At 44.8% G+C, this 19,148-nt stretch carries 16 protein-coding genes and 1 riboswitch; of the genes, 10 read left to right on the top strand and 6 right to left on the bottom strand.

The genetic code is table 11. The annotated features are described in order from the left end of the window. Positions 1 to 66 precede the first annotated feature (66 nt). The 3 genes from QUB04_RS07095 to QUB04_RS07085 all read left to right on the top strand — a co-directional run bounded on the left by QUB04_RS07095 (position 67) and on the right by QUB04_RS07085 (position 2,706). Positions 67 to 960, top strand: a complete 894-nt coding sequence (locus tag QUB04_RS07095; RefSeq protein ID WP_333282701.1) for a DUF2382 domain-containing protein — start codon at positions 67 to 69, stop codon at positions 958 to 960. A gap of 290 nt (positions 961 to 1,250) precedes the next feature. Continuing rightward, entirely contained in the window at positions 1,251 to 1,736 is a 486-nt protein-coding gene (locus tag QUB04_RS07090; RefSeq protein WP_333246317.1) for a glutathione peroxidase, read from the top strand. 508 nt (positions 1,737 to 2,244) lie between these two features. Continuing rightward, positions 2,245 to 2,706 (top strand): VOC family protein, encoded by a 462-nt coding sequence (locus tag QUB04_RS07085; RefSeq protein ID WP_333282697.1) that lies wholly within the window; start codon positions 2,245 to 2,247, stop codon positions 2,704 to 2,706. 93 nt (positions 2,707 to 2,799) lie between these two features. Here QUB04_RS07085 and QUB04_RS07080 read toward each other — a convergent pair whose 3' ends face one another. Next, on the bottom strand, positions 2,800 to 5,385 hold the full coding sequence (locus QUB04_RS07080; protein WP_333282694.1) for a PAS domain S-box protein: 2,586 nt from the start codon (positions 5,383 to 5,385) through the stop codon (positions 2,800 to 2,802). Positions 5,386 to 5,440: 55 nt separating this feature from the next. Between QUB04_RS07080 and QUB04_RS07075 the strand changes: the two genes are divergently transcribed. Continuing rightward, complete coding sequence (locus QUB04_RS07075; RefSeq protein WP_333282692.1) at positions 5,441 to 5,695, top strand: hypothetical protein; 255 nt, start codon at positions 5,441 to 5,443, stop codon at positions 5,693 to 5,695. A 490-nt stretch (positions 5,696 to 6,185) separates the two neighbouring features. On the opposite strand, the gene QUB04_RS07070 is transcribed toward QUB04_RS07075, so the two are convergent. The 3 genes from QUB04_RS07070 to QUB04_RS07060 form a co-directional block, all read right to left on the bottom strand. Next, positions 6,186 to 6,431 carry a hypothetical protein gene (locus tag QUB04_RS07070; RefSeq protein ID WP_333282689.1) on the bottom strand — a complete coding sequence of 82 codons (246 nt, stop codon included), beginning with the start codon at positions 6,429 to 6,431 and terminating at the stop codon, positions 6,186 to 6,188. A 36-nt stretch (positions 6,432 to 6,467) separates the two neighbouring features. Continuing rightward, the gene (locus tag QUB04_RS07065) at positions 6,468 to 8,606 is read right to left on the bottom strand and encodes an ATP-binding protein (protein WP_333282687.1); all 2,139 of its coding nucleotides are present in this window, start codon (positions 8,604 to 8,606) and stop codon (positions 6,468 to 6,470) included. 147 nt (positions 8,607 to 8,753) lie between these two features. Continuing rightward, positions 8,754 to 9,098, bottom strand: a complete 345-nt coding sequence (locus tag QUB04_RS07060; RefSeq protein ID WP_333282684.1) for a slr1659 superfamily regulator — start codon at positions 9,096 to 9,098, stop codon at positions 8,754 to 8,756. A gap of 441 nt (positions 9,099 to 9,539) precedes the next feature. Here QUB04_RS07060 and cynS point away from each other — a divergent pair, with 441 nt between their 5' ends. The 3 genes from cynS to QUB04_RS07045 all read left to right on the top strand — a co-directional run bounded on the left by cynS (position 9,540) and on the right by QUB04_RS07045 (position 12,257). Then, positions 9,540 to 9,983 (top strand): cyanase, encoded by a 444-nt coding sequence (gene cynS, locus QUB04_RS07055; RefSeq protein WP_333282681.1) that lies wholly within the window; start codon positions 9,540 to 9,542, stop codon positions 9,981 to 9,983. 224 nt (positions 9,984 to 10,207) lie between these two features. Beyond that, complete coding sequence (gene clpX, locus QUB04_RS07050) at positions 10,208 to 11,590, top strand: ATP-dependent protease ATP-binding subunit ClpX (RefSeq protein WP_333037102.1); 1,383 nt, start codon at positions 10,208 to 10,210, stop codon at positions 11,588 to 11,590. Positions 11,591 to 11,645: 55 nt separating this feature from the next. Further along, positions 11,646 to 12,257: a type IV pilin-like G/H family protein gene (locus tag QUB04_RS07045; RefSeq protein ID WP_333282678.1), complete on the top strand. Its 612-nt coding sequence runs from the start codon at positions 11,646 to 11,648 to the stop codon at positions 12,255 to 12,257. A 15-nt stretch (positions 12,258 to 12,272) separates the two neighbouring features. Here the strand turns inward: QUB04_RS07045 and QUB04_RS07040 are convergent, their stop codons facing one another. Continuing rightward, on the bottom strand, positions 12,273 to 13,529 hold the full coding sequence (locus QUB04_RS07040; protein WP_333282675.1) for a serine/threonine-protein kinase: 1,257 nt from the start codon (positions 13,527 to 13,529) through the stop codon (positions 12,273 to 12,275). 323 nt (positions 13,530 to 13,852) lie between these two features. After that, positions 13,853 to 15,940, bottom strand: coding sequence for a serine/threonine-protein kinase (locus tag QUB04_RS07035; RefSeq protein WP_333282672.1), 2,088 nt, complete (start codon positions 15,938 to 15,940; stop codon positions 13,853 to 13,855). A 134-nt stretch (positions 15,941 to 16,074) separates the two neighbouring features. After that, positions 16,075 to 16,221: riboswitch (cobalamin riboswitch) on the top strand. A gap of 22 nt (positions 16,222 to 16,243) precedes the next feature. Between QUB04_RS07035 and QUB04_RS07030 the strand changes: the two genes are divergently transcribed. The 3 genes from QUB04_RS07030 (at position 16,244) to QUB04_RS07020 (ending at position 19,037) form a co-directional block, all read left to right on the top strand. Further along, positions 16,244 to 16,654: a DUF1636 domain-containing protein gene (locus QUB04_RS07030; RefSeq protein ID WP_333282669.1), complete on the top strand. Its 411-nt coding sequence runs from the start codon at positions 16,244 to 16,246 to the stop codon at positions 16,652 to 16,654. Positions 16,655 to 16,849: 195 nt separating this feature from the next. After that, positions 16,850 to 17,884, top strand: coding sequence for a cobalamin biosynthesis protein CobW (cobW, locus tag QUB04_RS07025; RefSeq protein ID WP_333282666.1), 1,035 nt, complete (start codon positions 16,850 to 16,852; stop codon positions 17,882 to 17,884). A 181-nt stretch (positions 17,885 to 18,065) separates the two neighbouring features. After that, positions 18,066 to 19,037: a GTP-binding protein gene (locus QUB04_RS07020; RefSeq protein WP_333282663.1), complete on the top strand. Its 972-nt coding sequence runs from the start codon at positions 18,066 to 18,068 to the stop codon at positions 19,035 to 19,037. Positions 19,038 to 19,148 lie beyond the last annotated feature (111 nt).

Raw genomic sequence — 19,148 nt, 5'->3', positions numbered from 1 at the left:
CCCCGCCTTTACCAATTTCCCCTTACCAATTCATAATAAAAATCCCTAAGCAGGAAAGTTTAAAAAATGAACGGTCAAGCATCAGCAGAAAAGATAGCAACTGCAAAATCAATAACCCGTCTCAACCGGGTGCCTGAAAAAGTCAGAACTAAGCTAAAAAGTTTTACCGTCAAAGACAACCAAGGTCACTTAGTAGGCAAAGTTAAAGATGTCTATTTTGATGCTAACGGTCAGTTAAACTTTGTGGTGGCAGGGCTAGGCAGCGAAAATCCCCGCATTTTTTTATTAAGTGTTAAGCTGCTAAAAAAAGTCGATTATCACCAAAAAGCGCTGTTTGTAACTATTAATTCTGAACACATCGCTCTGCTCCCGGTAGCTTCGGCAAATGGCGGGCATCCGTATTTAGACAATGCCTCTGAACCGGATAGTGAATTTAGCAACAGTGAGTCAACAAATCCCTCAAAAGTTATGTCAAATCTAACAGATGCCGATCTCACAAATGCAGATTTCGAGACAGATCAGGATGAGGAAAACTTCGATATTGTCGATCAAGAAGTAATTCGCCTGCTAGAAGAACGATTGGTGATCAATCGCAGCAAGCGCAAAGTCGGCGAAGTCATAGTGCGTAAAGAAATTGAAACTCGGATGGTACAAGTACCCATCCAATGGGAAAAGCTGATTGTCGAACAAGTCGGCGACGATCCGAAGGTGTTGGCAGAAATAGATTTAGGCCAGGGAAACATCACCGGTATAGATTTGACGGAGATTAAGACCGATCGCCAAGAACCGACAGTTAAGGCGGAATTTACCTCTGTGCAGAAAGCTAGCAAAATCTTAAATTCGATCGCCTCTCAACCGCGTCACGGTTGCGTCAAAGTCCGCCTAGAACTCGTTCTGGAAGACAAGCAACTTGAGGATACTTACCAAAAATGGATGACGGAACACCACTCAGAGAGTTAAAATATTCGTCCTTTTCCGTGTAGATTTTAGCTATTAGCGAGAAACTTAAATCTAACAGGGGACTGTGGCGACTCGTGCTGGGGAGAAAGTTCACCGCCATCTACTAAGATCGGGTTCGGTAAATTAACCGTAATTTTGGTAGGGGCGGGTTCACCAATATCTATAATATAAGCCGGAGATGCGTAAACCTGCCCCTACCGGGATATTGAAATTTTTAGCGATCGACCTCTAGACAAAATTGTACCGACTTGCGGTAAAATTGTGGTGGTCAAATTTAAAAGTATTTGAAAATGCCCAGCACAATCTCCGACATTAAAGTAAAAACGATCGCAGGCGAAGACAAGCAACTAGGAGAGTACGCTGGCCAGGTACTCTTGATAGTTAATGTAGCTTCCAAATGTGGCTATACACCTCAATACAAAGGACTCGAAGAATTAAGCCAGAAGTACAGCGCGGCTGGACTCCGTGTTTTAGGATTTCCCTGCAACGACTTCGGAGGTCAAGAACCCGGAAGTAATCCAGAAATCGTCAATTTCTGTACTACAAAATACGGCGTCACCTTTGAATTATTTGACAAAGTACGCGCTAAAGGTACTCAGCAGCACCCGCTGTACGCTAAGCTTACGAGTGCAGTCGATCCCAAGGGTGAGGTTTCCTGGAATTTTGAGAAATTCTTAGTTAGCAAACAGGGTGAAGTGGTGGCTAGATTCCGCAGCAGTGTGGGGCCCGATTCGCCCGAACTAATCGCTGCTATCGATCGAGAATTGGCCAAATAAAAAGTTCGGCAACTAAGCAGTGTACAGGATTTAACGGATTTAACGGATGGATGTTTAGGGAAGAGGGAAGAAATTAATAGGCTTTTTTTCTAATAAGTTGAAAGCTATTTTTTTTCTGCTCTTCCCCATTGTTTGCAAGCACTCAACCCTGAACGAATACCGATGATTGTATTTAATTGGAGAACGGTTTAATTTAATGGAAAATACATCGGGATTAGATTTAGTGGTAGGTTTACTTGCCTTCGCAATTCTGGCAGGTGGTCTGGCAATGCTATTTGTAGGCATGGCATCGTTTCCTAAAGAAAAATAACAATAGTAGGACTTACTCACAATTGTTGAGAAACCGGGTTTTTTTACGAAAAGACACGTTGTAGACCGCACCCAAGGTAAAAAACCCGGTTTCGGGGCCCCGATTAAGTCCTGACTACCAACTTAAAATGCTTATTTTACAGGACACCATCTGAATAAATCAAACTGCTTTCAATTTGAACATTCGCAATTGACAATCATGCAAACTACCGAAAACAACGTCAAAATTGCCCTCGCGCCTGGGAATTTGCGCCGCGTTCACCATATCGCTTTAAACGTGCGCGATATGACAGCTTCCCGCCACTTCTACGGTACAATTCTCGGCCTGCACGAACTAACAGGTGCAGAAATTCCCGCAACTTTAACAGAAATGGTAGCCGCTGGTAAAGTCGCTAATTTCGTTACCCCAGACGGTACTGTTATTGACTTATTTTGGCAGCCAGACTTGGAACCGCCAAACCCAGACCCGGAGAAAGCTTTTACCCGCGCCAACCACTTAGCCTTCGATATTGATCCGAATTTGTTCGATCGCGCTCTGGAAGTGCTAAAGTCAAATCAAATTGCGATCGATAGCGGCCCCGTCACTCGCGCTACAGGACGCGGCATTTACTTTTACGATCCTGATGGATTTATCATCGAAATCCGTTGTGATGCCGTTTAAACACTCGCTATCGGGTTCTCCGTAGTCCGTGTGCACCCTACATTTACTCTTTTGAGCGCGGTGATCCGTAAACATCCTACCTTGAGAGTTGTTTTATTTTCCGTCTTGGCTAATAGGTTGCTTCGGCCAAGTAAACCGAAAAGTTGCTCCCTCACCTTCAGCAGATTCTAGGGAAATACTGCCCCCTTGACCTTCGACAATTTTTTTCACCAGCGACAAACCAATCCCAGTATTTTCAACTTTATCGCGAGCTTCCAAGGTCTGAAAAATTACAAAAACTTTATCGTGATATTGAGGAGCAATCCCCGGCCCGTCATCCTCTACAGAAAACTCGTAAAAATCATCTAACTCTTTAACCGAGATTTTTACATGACCAGATTCAGCTCGGTTGTGCTTAATTGCGTTGCTAATTAAATTAGAAAAAACCTGCTGCAACAGCAATCTTTCTGTCACAAAATTTGGCATTCCCGGTTCAACTTTCACCTCAAATCCCGACGGCGGCGCCAACGAATCAATAATTTCTGCTAATAACTTCTCAACTTTTACCATTTCTGAAGGCACTTCAATGCGTCCGACGCGGGAATATTGCAGCAGTCCCTCAATCAAAGCTTCCATCCTGTGGACTCTGCCGCGTAGCAGGTTCATTTGGTGCAGAGTATCCTCTGTCATTGACTCGCTGAGGTCTTCTTCTATCCAACTGCTGAGATTTGCGATCGCCCTGAGCGGCGCTTTCAAATCGTGAGAAACTACATAAGCAAACTGGTCTAATTCTTGATTCCGCTTTTTCAAAACATTCGTCGTTTGAGCCAGATTTTGCGCCGTCAACCTCAATTCTTGAGCGCGCAACCGCAGCGATTCCTCAGCTTGTTTGCGTTCCCTAATATCTTCTACCACACTCATCAGAAATTGAGTGCCATTTTGTTCTCGCAGGAGCGAAACCGTCAAGTTGGCCCACACCAACTCTCCGTCTTTGCGGATGTAGCGCTTTTCCAGAGAGAAATTTTCAATTTCTGCTGCTAACAATTGGCGCAAAAGTTCCAGTTCGCTTGCCAAATCTGCAGGCAAAGTAATATCCTGAAATCTTTTCTCCACCAATTCTTGCCGGCTGTAGCCCAAAATTTCGCAAAGTTTTTGATTGACTAACAGAAACTTGCCTTCCACAGTCGCTTGAACCATGCCGACTGCCGCCTGCTCAAAAGTAGCGCGAAACCGCTGCGCGCTTTGGGCTAAAGCAATTTCTGAGCGTTTGCGATCGCTAATATCGTTGCTGATTTCCAAAATAGCCACCGGTTGATCTTGATCGTCGTACTGCAAAGTCCATCGGCTTGCCACCGTTATTTTTGTGCCGTCTTTCTTGGTTCGCACCAGTTCTCCTTGCCAAGAACCCTTCTCGAAAAATACTTTTTGAATTACCTCAAAAGGTTGGGTCCATTCTGTTTGTAAAAGCTTGTGAATATTTTTTCCTATTGCTTGCGACTTCCGCCACCCGTAGAGCCACTTCGCCCCCAAATTCCAATAAGAAATTGCCCCATTCAAGTCTAGTACCGCGATCGTATCATTTGCCAAATCCAGCATTTGCGCTTGCTTTCGCAGAGTTTCCTCGGCTTTTTTCCGTCCTCTGGCATCGCGGCAAATCGCAATAAACAAGTGTTGATTTGCCAGACGCATTTCGCTGACAGACAACTCCATCGGAAACTTCGTTCCGTCGTGTCGAATTCCAACTGTTTCTTGCTGGTAAGTCTTCAGCGTAGTATCGGGATGTAACACAAAATATTCGATCGAATAATCCCCCACACTGCTGTGCGGCAGCGGTTGAGCGATCAGCCGCCGCAGGTTAGATCCCCTTATTCGATGGGCTTTCTGACCAAAAATGTTTTCTGCTGCCCTATTAAAAGACTCAATATTTCCCTGTGCGTCCAAAGTAATAATACCGTCAGCCGCATTGTCTACCACAGCTTGAATGCGACTTTTACTTTCTTCCAAGCCAGCTTCCCGCTTCCTCAATTCCTTCTCTAAACTATCAAATAAATACCAGGAAGCCCCTGCACCCAAACAGCCGGAAAGCAAACCCGCAACTTGCACAAAATTAATGAAATCTACCAACTCCCCTAGTTGCCGATCTAGACTTTTCTGGTAGGCTTCGCCGGCATCAGAAAAAGCATTAATTTGTGTACGCAGCTTATCCATTTTCAATTTGCCTTGAGCAAACACCTGAATTCTTTCCGGCGACTGCATCCTTCTTGCCGAACTGTCCAGCTTATTCAAAGTGTTTTGCAAGAAATTTATTTGCTGTTCGGTACTTTTTTTAATTTCTTCAAATCGCTGAGGTTGCAGTTTGCTTTCTTGAACCAATACCTTGAGTTTAGCCAGCAGCGGAGGCAAACTCTTCTTTGCTTCTAAGTAGGGTAATAGAAATTCGCGGCGCTGCGTCAACCCATAACCCCTAATGCTCGTTTCCGCATCCACCACCAGGGTTATCAACCGGTGAGTTTCCTGAAGTATTGCCTTATTAGTATCTGCTCGCTTTCTTATCTGTATGGCACTATCCCGGAGGCCGGCAATTGCTAGCAGCGAAACAAACAGAAAAACCAGGGGGATAGCAATGATGACTGTTCCCTGCTGGCGAATTGGTCGGTCTGTCCATACAAAGTGGAGGCAGCGATCGAGCAAATACTTCACGAATATTGAATGAGAAACTTTGCTGCCAGTATATCGCTTTTTGGCAGTTTAGGCTATGGATAAGTTCGTTTTTTTATTGAGCGATCGTGGGGGACTAACCGTGGAAACTAGATTAGACCCCTGCGATAGCTACCTGCTGACACTAACAGCAGATTTTTTGGCACGGTGTTTAAACGGAGGCAAGGAGAAAGAAAGGACTTTTTTCGACACCGAGACAGCAGGCGAAGCAGAAAGGATCGTTTCTGCTTTACCTTCGTTTTCGGCTTCGGCTTCTGCTTTTAAACTAGAGTCTGTTTCGCAAGGGTTCTGAACAGTTGTAACTACAGTAGTCCACCTGCCTGTAGCCGGATCGCGATAACAAGTAAAAGGATTTATTTTGAGCGGTTGACTGCAAGGCTTAATCATGTAGATGCACTCCTTTGATTCTGAGAAATTGTGCATTGCTTTCAGCAGCAGTGCTATCTCGCCAGTAGAAGCAGTATGAAGGCAAAAAGCAGAATTCTGTTTCTGCGTCCAGAGACTTTTGAAACTTCCTGATTTCCTGTTAAATTTTGCCTTCTACTGGTTCGCGACCATAGCATTACTTTTACCAAATTGGCTTTCTGGAAGCAACCCCCCACCCCTTTAATTAGATTGAGGTGGGATTTGTAAATGCAGCGAGGCGCCCGATCGGGCCTGCAGGACAATTTTGAGATAATATAGGTATTCTAGGCTGAAAAAAAATGCTGCTGTGTGATCGAAAACAGAGGTCGATCGCGATCGGTGTCACAATTAAAAAGGGAATGGGTAATTGGTAATGGTTAATTGGTAATGGAGGAATTGGTAATGGGGGAATTATTCCATCTTTTGCCATCCGTTAAATCCCTTAAATCCCCAACATAATTACTGGCAAAACCCCCACCCGTTAAATCCCTTAAATCCCCTACATTGCTAGGGAGCCGCTCATATTTGTAAAAACACTTCTTCTGGCTCCTGACTTCTTCCTTCTGGATCTTTTCTCCTGACTCCTGACTCCTAACTCCTATTTTGGGCTTGGCTGCTTTCATTGAGATGCTCCCCATTGCTAGTTGCCCAACTTGCTTCTAACTAATATCAACTTTTGCCTTTAAATGAACAGTAAAAGTAGATCCCACATCCAACTCACTCTCAACAGTGATATCGCCGCCCATCATCTGGCAAAACAAGCGACTAATGGCCAATCCTAAACCAGTGCCGCCGTACTTGCGAGTAGTCGAAGCGTCCCCTTGAATAAAAGGTTGAAACAAACCCTGCTGCTGTTCGGCCGACATTCCAATCCCCGTATCAGATACCTGCAAATAAACCCAATCGCTGTCACCTGCTGGTTCGCGAGTCGCGCTCAACAGCACGGTTCCACCTTCGGTAAACTTCAGGGCATTCGAGAGCAAATTGAACAGAATTTGCCGGACTTTAGTCAAATCTGCATACATCACTCCCAAAGTCTCAGAGCAAGAAACTTGCAATTGATTGTGATTTTTTTCGACCAAAGGGTGCAAAGTTGCAACGACTTCTTCTATTAAATTACAGAGGTCAAATTTTTCTAAATAAAGCTCCATGCGACCGGCTTCTATCTTAGAAAGGTCGAGAATATCGTTAATTAAAGTCAGCAAGTGTTTGCCGGCGCTATAAATTTTTTGGGTATCGGGAATGATCTCTTCGAGTCCCGATTCCCGTGCTTCTTCTTGTAGCATTTCGCTGTAACCGATAATCGCGTTGAGCGGTGTCCGCAGCTCGTGGCTCATATTGGCTAAAAAAGTGCTTTTAGCTCTCGAAGCTGCTTCAGCTTTGTGTAAGGCTTCTTGCAAGGCTATTTCGGCTCTTTTGCGCTCGGCAATTTCGATGCGGAGCAGTTTATTGGCGGTGGTGAGTTGAGCGGTGCGCTGATCGACGGTCATTTCTAGCTGCGCTTTGGCTTTGGAGAGTGCTTCCTGAGCCCGCTGGCGCTCAAATCCTTCGATCGCCAGCGCTACCAAATTTGCCAAAGAATCGGCGAAGGTGCGTTCCTCCAGAGCCCATTGGCGGGGCGCGCCGATATGTTCGAGAGAGAGGATGCCCACGATCTGCCCACCGAGCCTAATTGCTACATTTAATATGGATGAATTGGGCTTGCTGGCATTTGGCAGCACAGCGGAATGTTCGGCTAGCGAAGATGAGTGGGACAAATTTGTTTGTAGAGAGTTTTGAGTCTTTGTCGTAGGTTCTAAACCATTCTCCGATCGCAAATTTTCGCCCGGTGCGTCGCCTTCAACATCTAAAATTGAAAAATTAAAATCGCTTGCCGATATGCACTCCCGGCTCAAATGATTCTCCTGGGTGCGATCGTACAAGTCGAGACAAACTAATTTCAGGTTGGGCATTTTAAACTTAGAATGATTCACCCCCTCGTGCTGCTCTGAGGCAGCGGCCTCTGTATCGAGTGGCTCTGTTTGGTTGTGGGCGAGCACTCTCTCCGTAAAATTTAGCTGGGGATCGTTCGGGTAGCGAGTTCCAAATCTTCCGTGGTTGTAAAGCCAGACGCTGACTTTTTCCACATCCAAAGTGCGGGCTGCAGCCTCGGTAATTTCGCGAATTCCCACATTCAGCGCACCGCTGTTGAGAGTCCTCTGTCTACCTAGCTGCAACAAAGCCAAACTCTGGCGGCGGAGCCGCTTTTCGCTCTCTTGCAGGGTTTGTTCTGCTTCCTTGCGCTGGGTGAGGTCGTACAAGGCGCACAATGCTGTCGGCTCGCCGTTAAACACCAGCGACTGAACCGAGATCATCGCCCAGAAAGCTGTGCCGTCTGATTTTTTGCAGTGGATTTCGTAGTTTTGGAGGTATCCGTCCTTAGCAAGTGCCTCAAGTACCTTTGGGCGATCGGCGGGGTTGAAGTAAAAGTCTGGAGTGCTGCAGCCGATCAATTTTTCTAGGGGTATGTTCAGCAGAGAAGCCAATTGAGCGTTCGCATACAGAATTAAGCCGTCACAGAGGCGAGAAACTAATATCGGCACGGGAGTTGCCGAGGCGATCGCCCGAAACTGCTCTTCGCTTGAACGCAGCGCCAACTGAGCTTTGCTCAGCAAGTGAGCTTCCATCGTATCTGAATGTTCGGTGGTAGTCTCCAGCAAAAGTTCTAGGTCAACCTTTTCGCGCTTCAAGTTTTCAAGTTCCGCACTCAGCCGCTGAACGTCGAAAAGTAGCTGTTCTGTCGATGGTTCTTCCTGCATAGCAATTGAAAATTGGTAATTTTTAGTCGGTTCTGAAGTTTTTTATGGTTTTGTGCTAGTTTAACTATGACTTATTCCGATTAACTTCAGCCACCCTGATCCTGGTTCGCGGACTTAGCCGGGGATTTATCTTTACCTTTTTCCCTATTATTCCAATTCTAATTGCAAGGAAGGCATCAGCCGCCGCAAGTTTTTCAGGGATTTTATCTGCCAGGGGATCTGTTTAGAACCTTTGATGGCGATTTGAATATTTTTTTGCTGACGCACTTTGATCACAAATTTTGAGACAATATTAATTCCCGAACTATTTAAAAATTCTAGCTTTCGCAAGTCTAGAGTCACCGTGTTTGGGCAGGAGTCAGCCACTTCGTTGAGCAGATCGACGATCGGTGCGTATTCTTCCACCTGGCTGAGTCGGAACGAGCCGCTACAGGTGACAGTTTGCGTAGCGCGATCGTACTGGATCGTGTAATCTTTGGTCTGAATCTCCATACTTTTGTCAGTTGCCGATTTTGAGTGGTAAAGGGGCTTTGCCTGCGTGAGCGAGGATTGAGCTTCAGGCTAGCACGATCAAAATTCAGCCGAAGGCCTTTGCGTGTGTAACTTTTATTACATATACTGCCAACTGTACCATTGTCGCAGGGCAGTTATGAGTTATTTTAGGATTTATCAGTTGTATCAGTGGTGATACCAGTTGGAAAAAAGAATGCAACTGTTGACTAGCTCTCAACCCTGGTAGTCATCAGTCATTGCCAATCTAACATTTCCAATCTCAAATCTCAAATTGTATGAGTTGTGGGGGTTGACGAGACCAACTTTGGCTGAAGTGCCGACCTATCAATTCGATTTTTTTTCTCGATTTGGTATTGACAAAATCACCAAAATGTGAGACATATTTCACATCTGACACTGAAGTGAAGGGGAGAATATTTAATGGCAATTTCAGGAATTACAGAAAAGCTTTTGGCGGCTAAAAAAGCTAAGGGAATTAGTTTTGCAGATTTGGAAAAAGTTTTGGGGCGCGACGAAGTTTGGATTGCTGCGGTTATTTACCGTCAAGCTACCGCATCAGCAGATGAAGCCGAGAAAATTATCTCGGCTTTGGGACTAGATAGCGAGACGGCTGCGGTTCTCTGTGAACCTCCGTTAAAAGGTTCTTTGGAGGCCTCGGTTCCGGTTGACCCGCTGATTTATCGTTTCTATGAAATTATGCAGGTTTACGGGATGCCACTCAAAGCAGTGATTCACGAAAAATTTGGTGACGGGATTATGAGCGCGATCGACTTTACTATGGATGTCGAGAAAGAAGCAGACCCAAAAGGCGATCGAGTGAAAATAATTATGTCGGGAAAATTTTTGGAATACAAAAAATGGTAAGCCAGTGCTGCTTTACCTTCAAGAATTAAAAATTCAAAATTTGGTCGAATGACTAAGGACTAATGACTAAAGCCTCAAAAGTGTTAACTTAGAAACAGAGATCGCGAAGCTTGACTGGCTTGGGTGTCCGATCGGGAAACCCTTCTAGGGCACAGCTAAGGTCACTCCCGCGGCAACTTCCCCAGTCGAAACAAGCAACCGCAACCGTAAATTAAGAGGCAAATATGTCAAAATATGACTCCCATCTGAGATGCTCCTTTTGCGGCAAGTCGCAAGAGTACGTCCGCAAGTTAATAGCTGGGCCCGGCGTCTACATTTGCGATGAATGCGTGGAACTGTGCAATGAAATTTTAGAGGAGGAGTTCTTTGACTCCAGTAAAACAATTGGTCAACAGATTCCCCAATCAGAGGTGCGAGAGTCTCAGGGACAAGGAACGCGGCGCCCGGGTCGATCGAACAAATCGAAAATTGTTTTAGCTCAAATTCCGAAACCAACAGAGATTAAGCAGCATTTAGACAACCACGTCATCGGCCAGCATTCAGCAAAAAAAGTCCTTTCTGTAGCAGTTTATAACCACTACAAGCGCTTGAGCGTTGACCAAGCTAAAGATAGCGACAAGTCTTCCCCTGACAGCGATGTAGAACTGCAAAAATCAAACATCCTGCTAGTCGGGCCCACAGGTTGTGGCAAAACTTTGTTAGCGCAAAGTTTGGCGCAAATGCTCGAAGTTCCGTTTGCGGTAGCGGATGCGACGACACTGACAGAAGCTGGATATGTCGGCGACGATGTAGAAAATATCTTGCTGCGGTTGTTGCAAATGTCCGATTTTGATGTCGAATCGGCGCAGCGGGGCATTATTTATATTGATGAAATTGACAAGATTGCTCGCAAAAGCGAAAACACTTCGATCACTAGAGATGTATCGGGAGAAGGAGTGCAGCAAGCGCTGCTAAAAATGTTGGAAGGAACAGTGGTTAACGTGCCCCCGCAAGGTGGCCGCAAACATCCTTACCAAGATTTTATTCAAGTTGACACTAGCAAAATTCTATTTATTTGTGGCGGTGCTTTTGTCGGTTTGGAAAAAATAGTTGAACAGCGTTTAGGTAAAAAATCCTTGGGCTTTATTCAGCCAACAGAAAGCGACAGCAACTCAACTTTGCCGGCGAAGGATAAGCGGGCCGCTGATATTTTGCAGCAGGTACAGCCGGACGATTTAGTCAAGTTTGGTTTGATTCCTGAGTTTGTCGGGCGGATACCGGTGGTGACGGTGATTTCGCCGCTGGATGAAGCAGCTTTGATGCAGATATTGACTGAGCCCCGGAATGCGCTGGTGAAGCAGTATCAAAAGCTGTTGAAGATGGACAGCGTGGAATTGGAATTCCAGCCGGAAGCGCTACGGGCGATCGCCCAGGAGGCCTATCGACGCAAAACCGGTGCGAGAGCTCTCCGCAGCATTTTAGAAGAGTTAATGCTGGATGTGATGTACGAGTTGCCTTCTCGCAAGGATGTGGCTAACTGTATGATTACTCCTGAAATGGTCGAGAAGCGATCGACTGCTGAATTGCTGTGGCATCCCGCATGGCACAAACAGCACGAAACTGCATAATTTATAGTTTGTAGGGTGCTTGTGGCGCACCCTACAAGCTTGGCAAATTAACTTTATGACAGTTAAAAAAATGTCAGTCAATGTAGCTAAAGCCCGTAAAAAATCGAGATTTCCAGTATCCAGTTTGCTGCCGAGGATTGCAATTTACAGCGCGGTTGTGGCTGGCATCATCGCGTTATTTTACGATTTCAAACTCAATACGATCGACCTGCCCTCGTCCCTGTCAAGGGATAAGGAATTTTATTCTGAACCCCTACGAGATATTTCAGGCATCAATATAGGGCAGCAATTATACTATAGAACCTACGGTCAATTTAGCGATTCCATTGCAAAAATATTCCGTGGGGCATTTAAAGAACAGACCAAGAACTATAATTACACGATCGTCTCATCAATGGGCCCGGTTCAAACTTTGCACAATCACCGCGAACCAGCACAATTTGAAAGCGCGATCGCGATCGCCAAATCTACTGATAGGAACCTCGGGAAATCCTACACGGGCGCAGTATTTGCTTACAAAGAAAAGGGTAGCAATCTAATAAAAACTATTAGTGCTATATGCGAGAGCGATCGGGAGAACGCAAGTTATGCAGAAACTTGGAATCCGCCAACTTTTGACGGCAAAAAAATTCACTGCCAGCCCGGAACAAGGTTAGTGCCAAGTTAAGTGCGAGCCCGAACGTTAAGGTAAGACCTTGAAACTATTTTGCGTCACTTTTTGACCGTCTAAGTAAAATTGAAACTGCCAATTGCCAGGTTTGTCATCTTGTTTAAAATTGTACCAGCACCAAGTATTTAATCGATCGCCCGTCGTTTTTAAATAAGATTGACTCTGGGCTGCGAATAGTCCTTGAGGGTTGACAACCTTACAATGACTTCTATATTCTCCTTCTGGCAAGTTAGCAGCACTTACAGCAAAATAGACTTTTTTGTTTTGCTTCAAAGACCAAAAATATCGAGTTTTTGTCGATTCTAGTTCGTCAGTTAACATCACTTGAGTCTGAGGATTTAACTTTTCTGCGGTGATTACTGGTTTGAGATAGACAAATTTCCAGAGCAAAGGAATAAAAATAGCAGCAATTGCTGTTAATAATCCGACTGATATCAGTGCGAGTTTTGACTTGTTACGCTGCTGAACTACCTCTAGGGGAATCAAAGCATTGAGGGCAGCATCCGCCGAAGGATAGCGGTGTTTGAAATTAGGTTCCACCATTTTTTGCAGCCAGTCAAGAAACTCTGGAGTTAGCTGCGGCAAGCGATGTTTAAAATTAATCCGCCCGGTATCGTCCATCAAACTGCCAACTTCGGTAGAATTGATGCCGATTAGCAAGCAAATTAGCGTCGCGCCGAGACTGTATAAATCCGATGCAACAGTTAGCTGCCGATTGAACATTTGTTCTGGCGGCATAAAGCCCAAAGTGCCTTTAACAACGCTGCTGGCGGCCACTTCTCCCCCGCCGATTCTAGCAAATCCGAAATCGACAAGGCTGACATTCATCCGGTCATTTACTAAAATATTTTCGGGTTTTAAATCTCTGTGGATGACTGGCGGAACCCGATTTTGCAGGTATTTGAGTATTTCTAAAACAGAGATAGCAATTTGCTTGATTTGTTCGGGCTTCCAGCGGTGAGAATTTGCCAAGGAAGGGGCATTTTTGTATTCTTGCACCATGCAGAAACCCGATGCAGTTGGGAAGGAATCTAAATAGCGGGGAATGCTAGGATAGTCGAGTTCTCGCAAAATCTGAATTTCTTGTTCGCAAGCTTGATATTGATCCCAATTAGCGCCTGTTTGGGCAAATTGAAATTGTTTGACGACGACGGAACGTTTGGTATTAATTTCGGTAGCGAGATAAGTAACTCTACCGCCAGTGCGATTGTGTCCGAGTTCGCGGGTTATTTGATAGCCGTAGTTGGAAAAGTCAGGAAAAGCATTCATAGGTAAATAGTTGGTCGTTGATATAGCAATCCTAAATGAGTCGTAAAAAGATGTAGGGGTAGTGCCCCCGTGCCTACCCCGGCCTTATGGGGCAACCACGGGGGGTTTGCCCCTACAATAATTACACAAATGATTTAGGAGTGCTATAGTTAGTGGTTGAGAGTTGTGATAGTTAATAGCGAGGTTTTTAAGAGTTGGATTTAAAGCGAACTCTCGAAACAATCCGCCAACAACAGGCAGGAATGCAGACTCTTAATGTTTGGTAAGGTTTTTAGTGAGGACTTCAGTCATTGAGGTTGAAAGTCCTTGCTGCGAACAAGTTTTTACGGTTTAATTAAATTTGGTAGGGATTTGCGATAGTTGGCAAGCATTCTTTTTGGTTTAAAAACGAGCGAGTCAATTAACGGAATTCCAGTGACGGCTAGAGATGTTATTATCGTTCCTCCTACAACTAATATTTCTCTGGGTTCAACCCCTGCTAAGTGAGATTTTAACTTTAAAAAGTTTATAAATGCTACTGACAAACTCATACAAAATCCGGCAGTAAGAAAAGCTCTTTTGGTAGCATCTACTTCAAAAATTTGTCTGGCTATCTGCTGGTTCATCAGCTTATTAAATACCGAAGTGACTATCTTGTAAATCAGGGATGCCAGCGCTAGAATCAAGACGACGCTAAAGCTATTAGCATACAAGGAAAATGATAAAAGCAGCATAATAACTGCTACTATCGTAACATTTCCGATCGTAACATTCGTAATTCTTCCTCCTAGTATTAAGGCTCCAAGTAAAGTTGCTGCGAGCGAAACCAGCACTGACCCAGCATACACAAAACTCATTAATTTATAATCGACCGTACCCTTCGCGACATCAAAAACAATACTGGTTAATATGCTGCTAATAACATTAGCAAATATCAATCCTATTAACCCTCCACCTAAAGCTAGAAACCAATTAAAATCATATTTGTTTGATTGGGCTGTAATAGCGATTTCGGCGACTAAAAATCCCAATAAGCCACTCGTAAGACTGATGGGAAGCATGATAGTAGTAGTCCCCGAATACAAAAAGATGTCAACCTGCGGATAGGGGAAAATAGAATCAATTGAGGAAAATATCCAAACTGTTCCCAGCAAACAGCGCATAAAAGTTGCTAAGATCAAACACCAGCTAAAAGTCAGCATGAATACCGACAAAAAATTAGTTTTTTGCGGTACGGGCAGCGGGGCTGTTGTAGCTTGCAATTCTATTGTATGAGTTTCGGGCAGCGGGGCTGTTGTAGCTTGCAATTCTATTGTATGAGTTTCGGGTTCAGAATTTGCGCGCAAGATGATTTGGCGGTTGTAAGTTTGACTTTCCAGCAATTTGCTCGTATCGACGGCGATTGTGCACTCGATATTATTGCTTTCAAATGCCTGCGGTTCAAAGGAGATCCAAGAGTGGTCGTAGGGCGTGTGGGGCGGATCGTTCGGATGCGGCGCGACTTCCCACCTGCCACAAAGTATTGTATCGGGAATTGGGTTACTAATGGCAATCGTCCCTGTTAAGATTTTTCCATATTCTGTGGCGGTGAATTGAATGCGATCGCGCTCAATTCTCACTTTCGGCAAGCTGCTGACATCCAAAGATTTCAAAACGGCCAAAGCATCCGCAGCCGACTTGTATCTATCTTGAATTCTCGGCGCTACCATTGTTTCTAACCAATTCATCCAACCTTGCTGCAATGGCGGTACTAAATGCCGGAAATGAATGCCATAATTGGCATCAACTAAATTACCGACATCCGCCGATTTCGTACCAGTTAACAAGCAAATCAGCGTTATCCCCAAGCCGTAAAGGTCGGATGCTTTTGTTAATTTTCGGTTGAACATTTGTTCGGGTGGCATGAATCCCATCGTGCCTTTGACGACGCTGCTAGCGGCGATATTTCCACCTCCTAGCCGAGCAAAACCGAAGTCTACTAAATAAACATTGAGTTCGTCATCTATTAACAAGTTTTCTGGCTTAATGTCGCGGTGAATTATCGGCGGTTTCTGAGCTTGCAGGTCAACTAAAATCTCTAAAGTTGCGATCGCAATTTGCTTGATATCCGGCGGCGAAAAAGTCCGCGCGACAGCAGATTCGGCATTTTTGTATTCCTGCACCATGCAGAAACCGCTGTCAGTTTGAAAAGAATCGAGATAGCGGGGAATGCCCGGAAAATCCAGATTTTGCAGCACTTTGATTTCCTGTTCGTAAGCTTCGTATTCTGTCCAGCTAGCACCTAATTGAGCGAATTGAAATTGCTTAATTACAACGGATTTTTTTGTGTTAATTTTTGCTGCGAGATAGGTGACGCGGCCTCCCAAACTGTTGTATCCGAGTTCGCGACTTACTTGATAGCCATGTTGGGAAAAGTCAGGAAAAGCGTTCATAGGTAATTACTATGGTTGGTAGTAAGGACTTTAGTCCTTAAGCCGTTATGTTATAAGGACTTTAGTCCTTACTGCGAACGAAACGATCGCTCCTACAAACATAACTTTTTTCCAAAAAGGCGGCAAGTGCGGTATGATATGATTTCGCGATCGGTTCTAGCGGGGAGCAGCCGTTAGAGGAAACGGGGAAAGTTCGGTGCAAGTCCGGCGCTGTCCCGCAACTGTAATGAAACCCTTGTGGTTTCTCAAGTCAGAATGCCCGCCGATATCTAACTCACTTTTGAACGCATCTGCGAGGTACGGATGATGGATGGAATTAATGCGGCTGTACGCACAAAGCACAGTCTATTTGTTTGCACTGCTTGCGCTAGTGTTTGGAAAAACGGCAAGCGCGAAGGTAAAAGCGGCGGTCAACAATTCATGGAAAATTTGTCGCAACTAGCTAAAGATTGGGAGTTTTCTGATAAATTTGAGATTCAAGAGGTTGAGTGCATGAGTGCTTGCAGTCACTCTTGTGCGGTGTCTTTTGCTGCTGTTGGAAAGTACACTTATCTGTTTGGTGATTTACCAGCAAATGAGTCGGAAAGCGTCGAGGCGGTACTCGAATGCGCGGGTCAATACTATGCTAAACCGGACGGTTTGTTGCCTTGGTCTGAGCGTCCTCAAGCTCTGAAAAAAGGTGTTTTAGCAAAGATTCCCCCACTACCAAATTAGATAGGTTTGTAGTAAGGATTTTATTTTTTCCCTTTCCTTCTAGTTCCCAGGCTCTGCCTGGTGACGCATACCCAGAGGCTCTGCCTCCTATTAAAAGCGCTCCTTTATTCCAGCGAGGCAGAGCCTCTAGATTAGCATTCCCAGGCAGAGCCTGGGAACGAGATATCCCATCACCCAATAAGCACAAAATTATCAATGCACAAAATTCCTGTTACTGTCATCACTGGTTTTCTCGGTAGCGGCAAAACTACCTTAATTCGCCACTTATTGCAAAATAATCAAGGTCGCCGCATTGCTGTTCTGGTTAACGAATTTGGCGAAATCGGTATTGATGGAGAACTGCTGCGCGATTGCCAAGTTTGCGACGAAGAAGAAAATGTCAGCAGCAATATTGTTGAACTGACAAATGGTTGTCTTTGCTGCACTGTTCAAGAGGAATTCTTGCCGACTATGCAGGAATTGTTGAAGCGCAGAGAACAAATTGATTGTATCTTAATTGAGACTTCGGGCCTCGCACTTCCTAAACCTTTGATTCAAGCTTTTCGCTGGCCGGAAATTCGCACGGGTGCTACTGTAGACGGTGTGGTTGCTGTTGTCGATTGCGAAGCCATTGCTAGCGGTACTTTTGTCGGTGATATCGATGCTTTGATGGCACAGCGGCAGGCTGATTCTAGTTTAGATCACGAAACTCCGATCGAGGAATTGTTTGAAGATCAGTTAGCCTGTGCCGATATGGTACTTTTAACGAAGGTCGATCGCGTAGATGCTGAAACTCACAAGAAAGTCCAAAGCTGGTTGCAACAAGAGTTGCGTCCTAGTGTGAAAATTGTGCCATGCAAAGGTGGCGAAATTAACCCTGATGTGCTAATGGGATTTAATGCGGCGGTTGAGGATGATTTGGAGTCTCGTCCGAGTCACCACGACACTGAGGAGGAACACGAACATGATGATGATATTAACTCGACTTTCTTTATTGCCGATCGCGAATTTGAACCTGAAGCTTTGGTGAAAAAACTGCAATCGTTGATGCAGCAGGAGGAAATCTATCGGATTAAAGGATTTGTGGCGGTTCCCAAGAAACCGATGAGGATGGTGTTGCAAGGTGTGGGTTCGCGCATAGAATATTTTTACGATCGTCCTTGGCAACCTTCGGAACTCCGCCAAACCAAATTAGTGCTGATTGGTCGAGAGTTAGAGCGCGATCGAATTGCAGCTATGATTAACAACTAATTGTCCTCTGAGAGGGGCGGGTTTATCGATATTTTGAATGGCAGCACATATTATTGGTAAAACTCGCCCCTACAAGCTCTCACGAACAATTTATTAACATTATTTAATATGTTGCTGCTGCCAGCAGGTCTGGTGTAGAATAGCGATAATGGTTATCATTGTACAACAATCGAGGTAAAGTATGGTGACTGCTGGGGCGATCGAATCAGTTCCTGTTACCGTTCTCACGGGCTATCTGGGTGCAGGCAAAACTACGCTACTGAACCGCATTTTAACAGAGGAACACGGCAAAAAAGTTGCAGTCATCGTCAACGAATTCGGCGAAGTAGGCATCGACAACCAACTGATAATTGATGCCGATGAAGAAATTTTTGAGATGAACAACGGCTGCATTTGCTGTACAGTCCGAGGAGATTTAATTCGGATTATCGGTAACTTAATGAAGCGGCGAGACAAATTTGACCACATAGTCATCGAAACCACAGGTTTAGCCGACCCCGCACCCGTAATTCAAACCTTTTTTGTAGACGAAGATATGCGGGACACATTACTGCTAGATGCAGTTGTCACGGTAGTTGATGCCAAGCACATCTGGCAGCACTGGGACGCAGAGGAAGCTCAAGAACAAATTGCATTCGCTGATGTAGTTTTGCTCAACAAAACTGATTTAGTGAGTGAGGAAGAATTGGCAGAATTAGAAAAACGAATTCGCGCCATGAATGCAATGGCAAAAATTCACCGTACTCACAATGCTGAATTACAAATGGATGCTTTGTTGGGCGTTAAAGCATTTGATTTGAACCGGGCATTAGAAATCGAACCAGACTTTTTGGGCGAAGACACTCACGAACACGACGAAACTGTTACCTCGGTAGCAATAGTCGAATCTGGTGCTATTGATGGCAACAAATTTAGCGATTGGATTGAGGAATTGTTGCGAACTCAAGGCACAAATATCTTTCGGACAAAAGGTATTTTGAATATGGCTGGAGAAAACAAGCGATTTGTTTTCCAAGGAGTACATATGGTGTTCGATGGCCGGGCGGATAGACCTTGGAAAGCCACCGAAACTCCGAAAAATGAGCTTGTATTCATCGGCCGCAACTTAAACGAAAATCAATTGCGAGAGGATTTTCGTAAATGTCTGGTTTAACTGACATCTTGAAGCATTTTTAATAAGCGTTTTAGGAACAGGCAAGATGCCTGTTCCACAAGATGAAAATTCATTTCTTGTGGAATGGAACAGGCAAGATGCCTGTTCCAC

The organism is Microcoleus sp. D2_18a_B4 (assembly GCF_036702475.1).
In the GTDB taxonomy this organism is placed as follows: Bacteria; Cyanobacteriota; Cyanobacteriia; order Cyanobacteriales; family Microcoleaceae; genus Microcoleus.
Note: the sequence above shows the minus strand (reverse complement) of the source record. Positions and strands in the feature narration are given on the sequence as shown.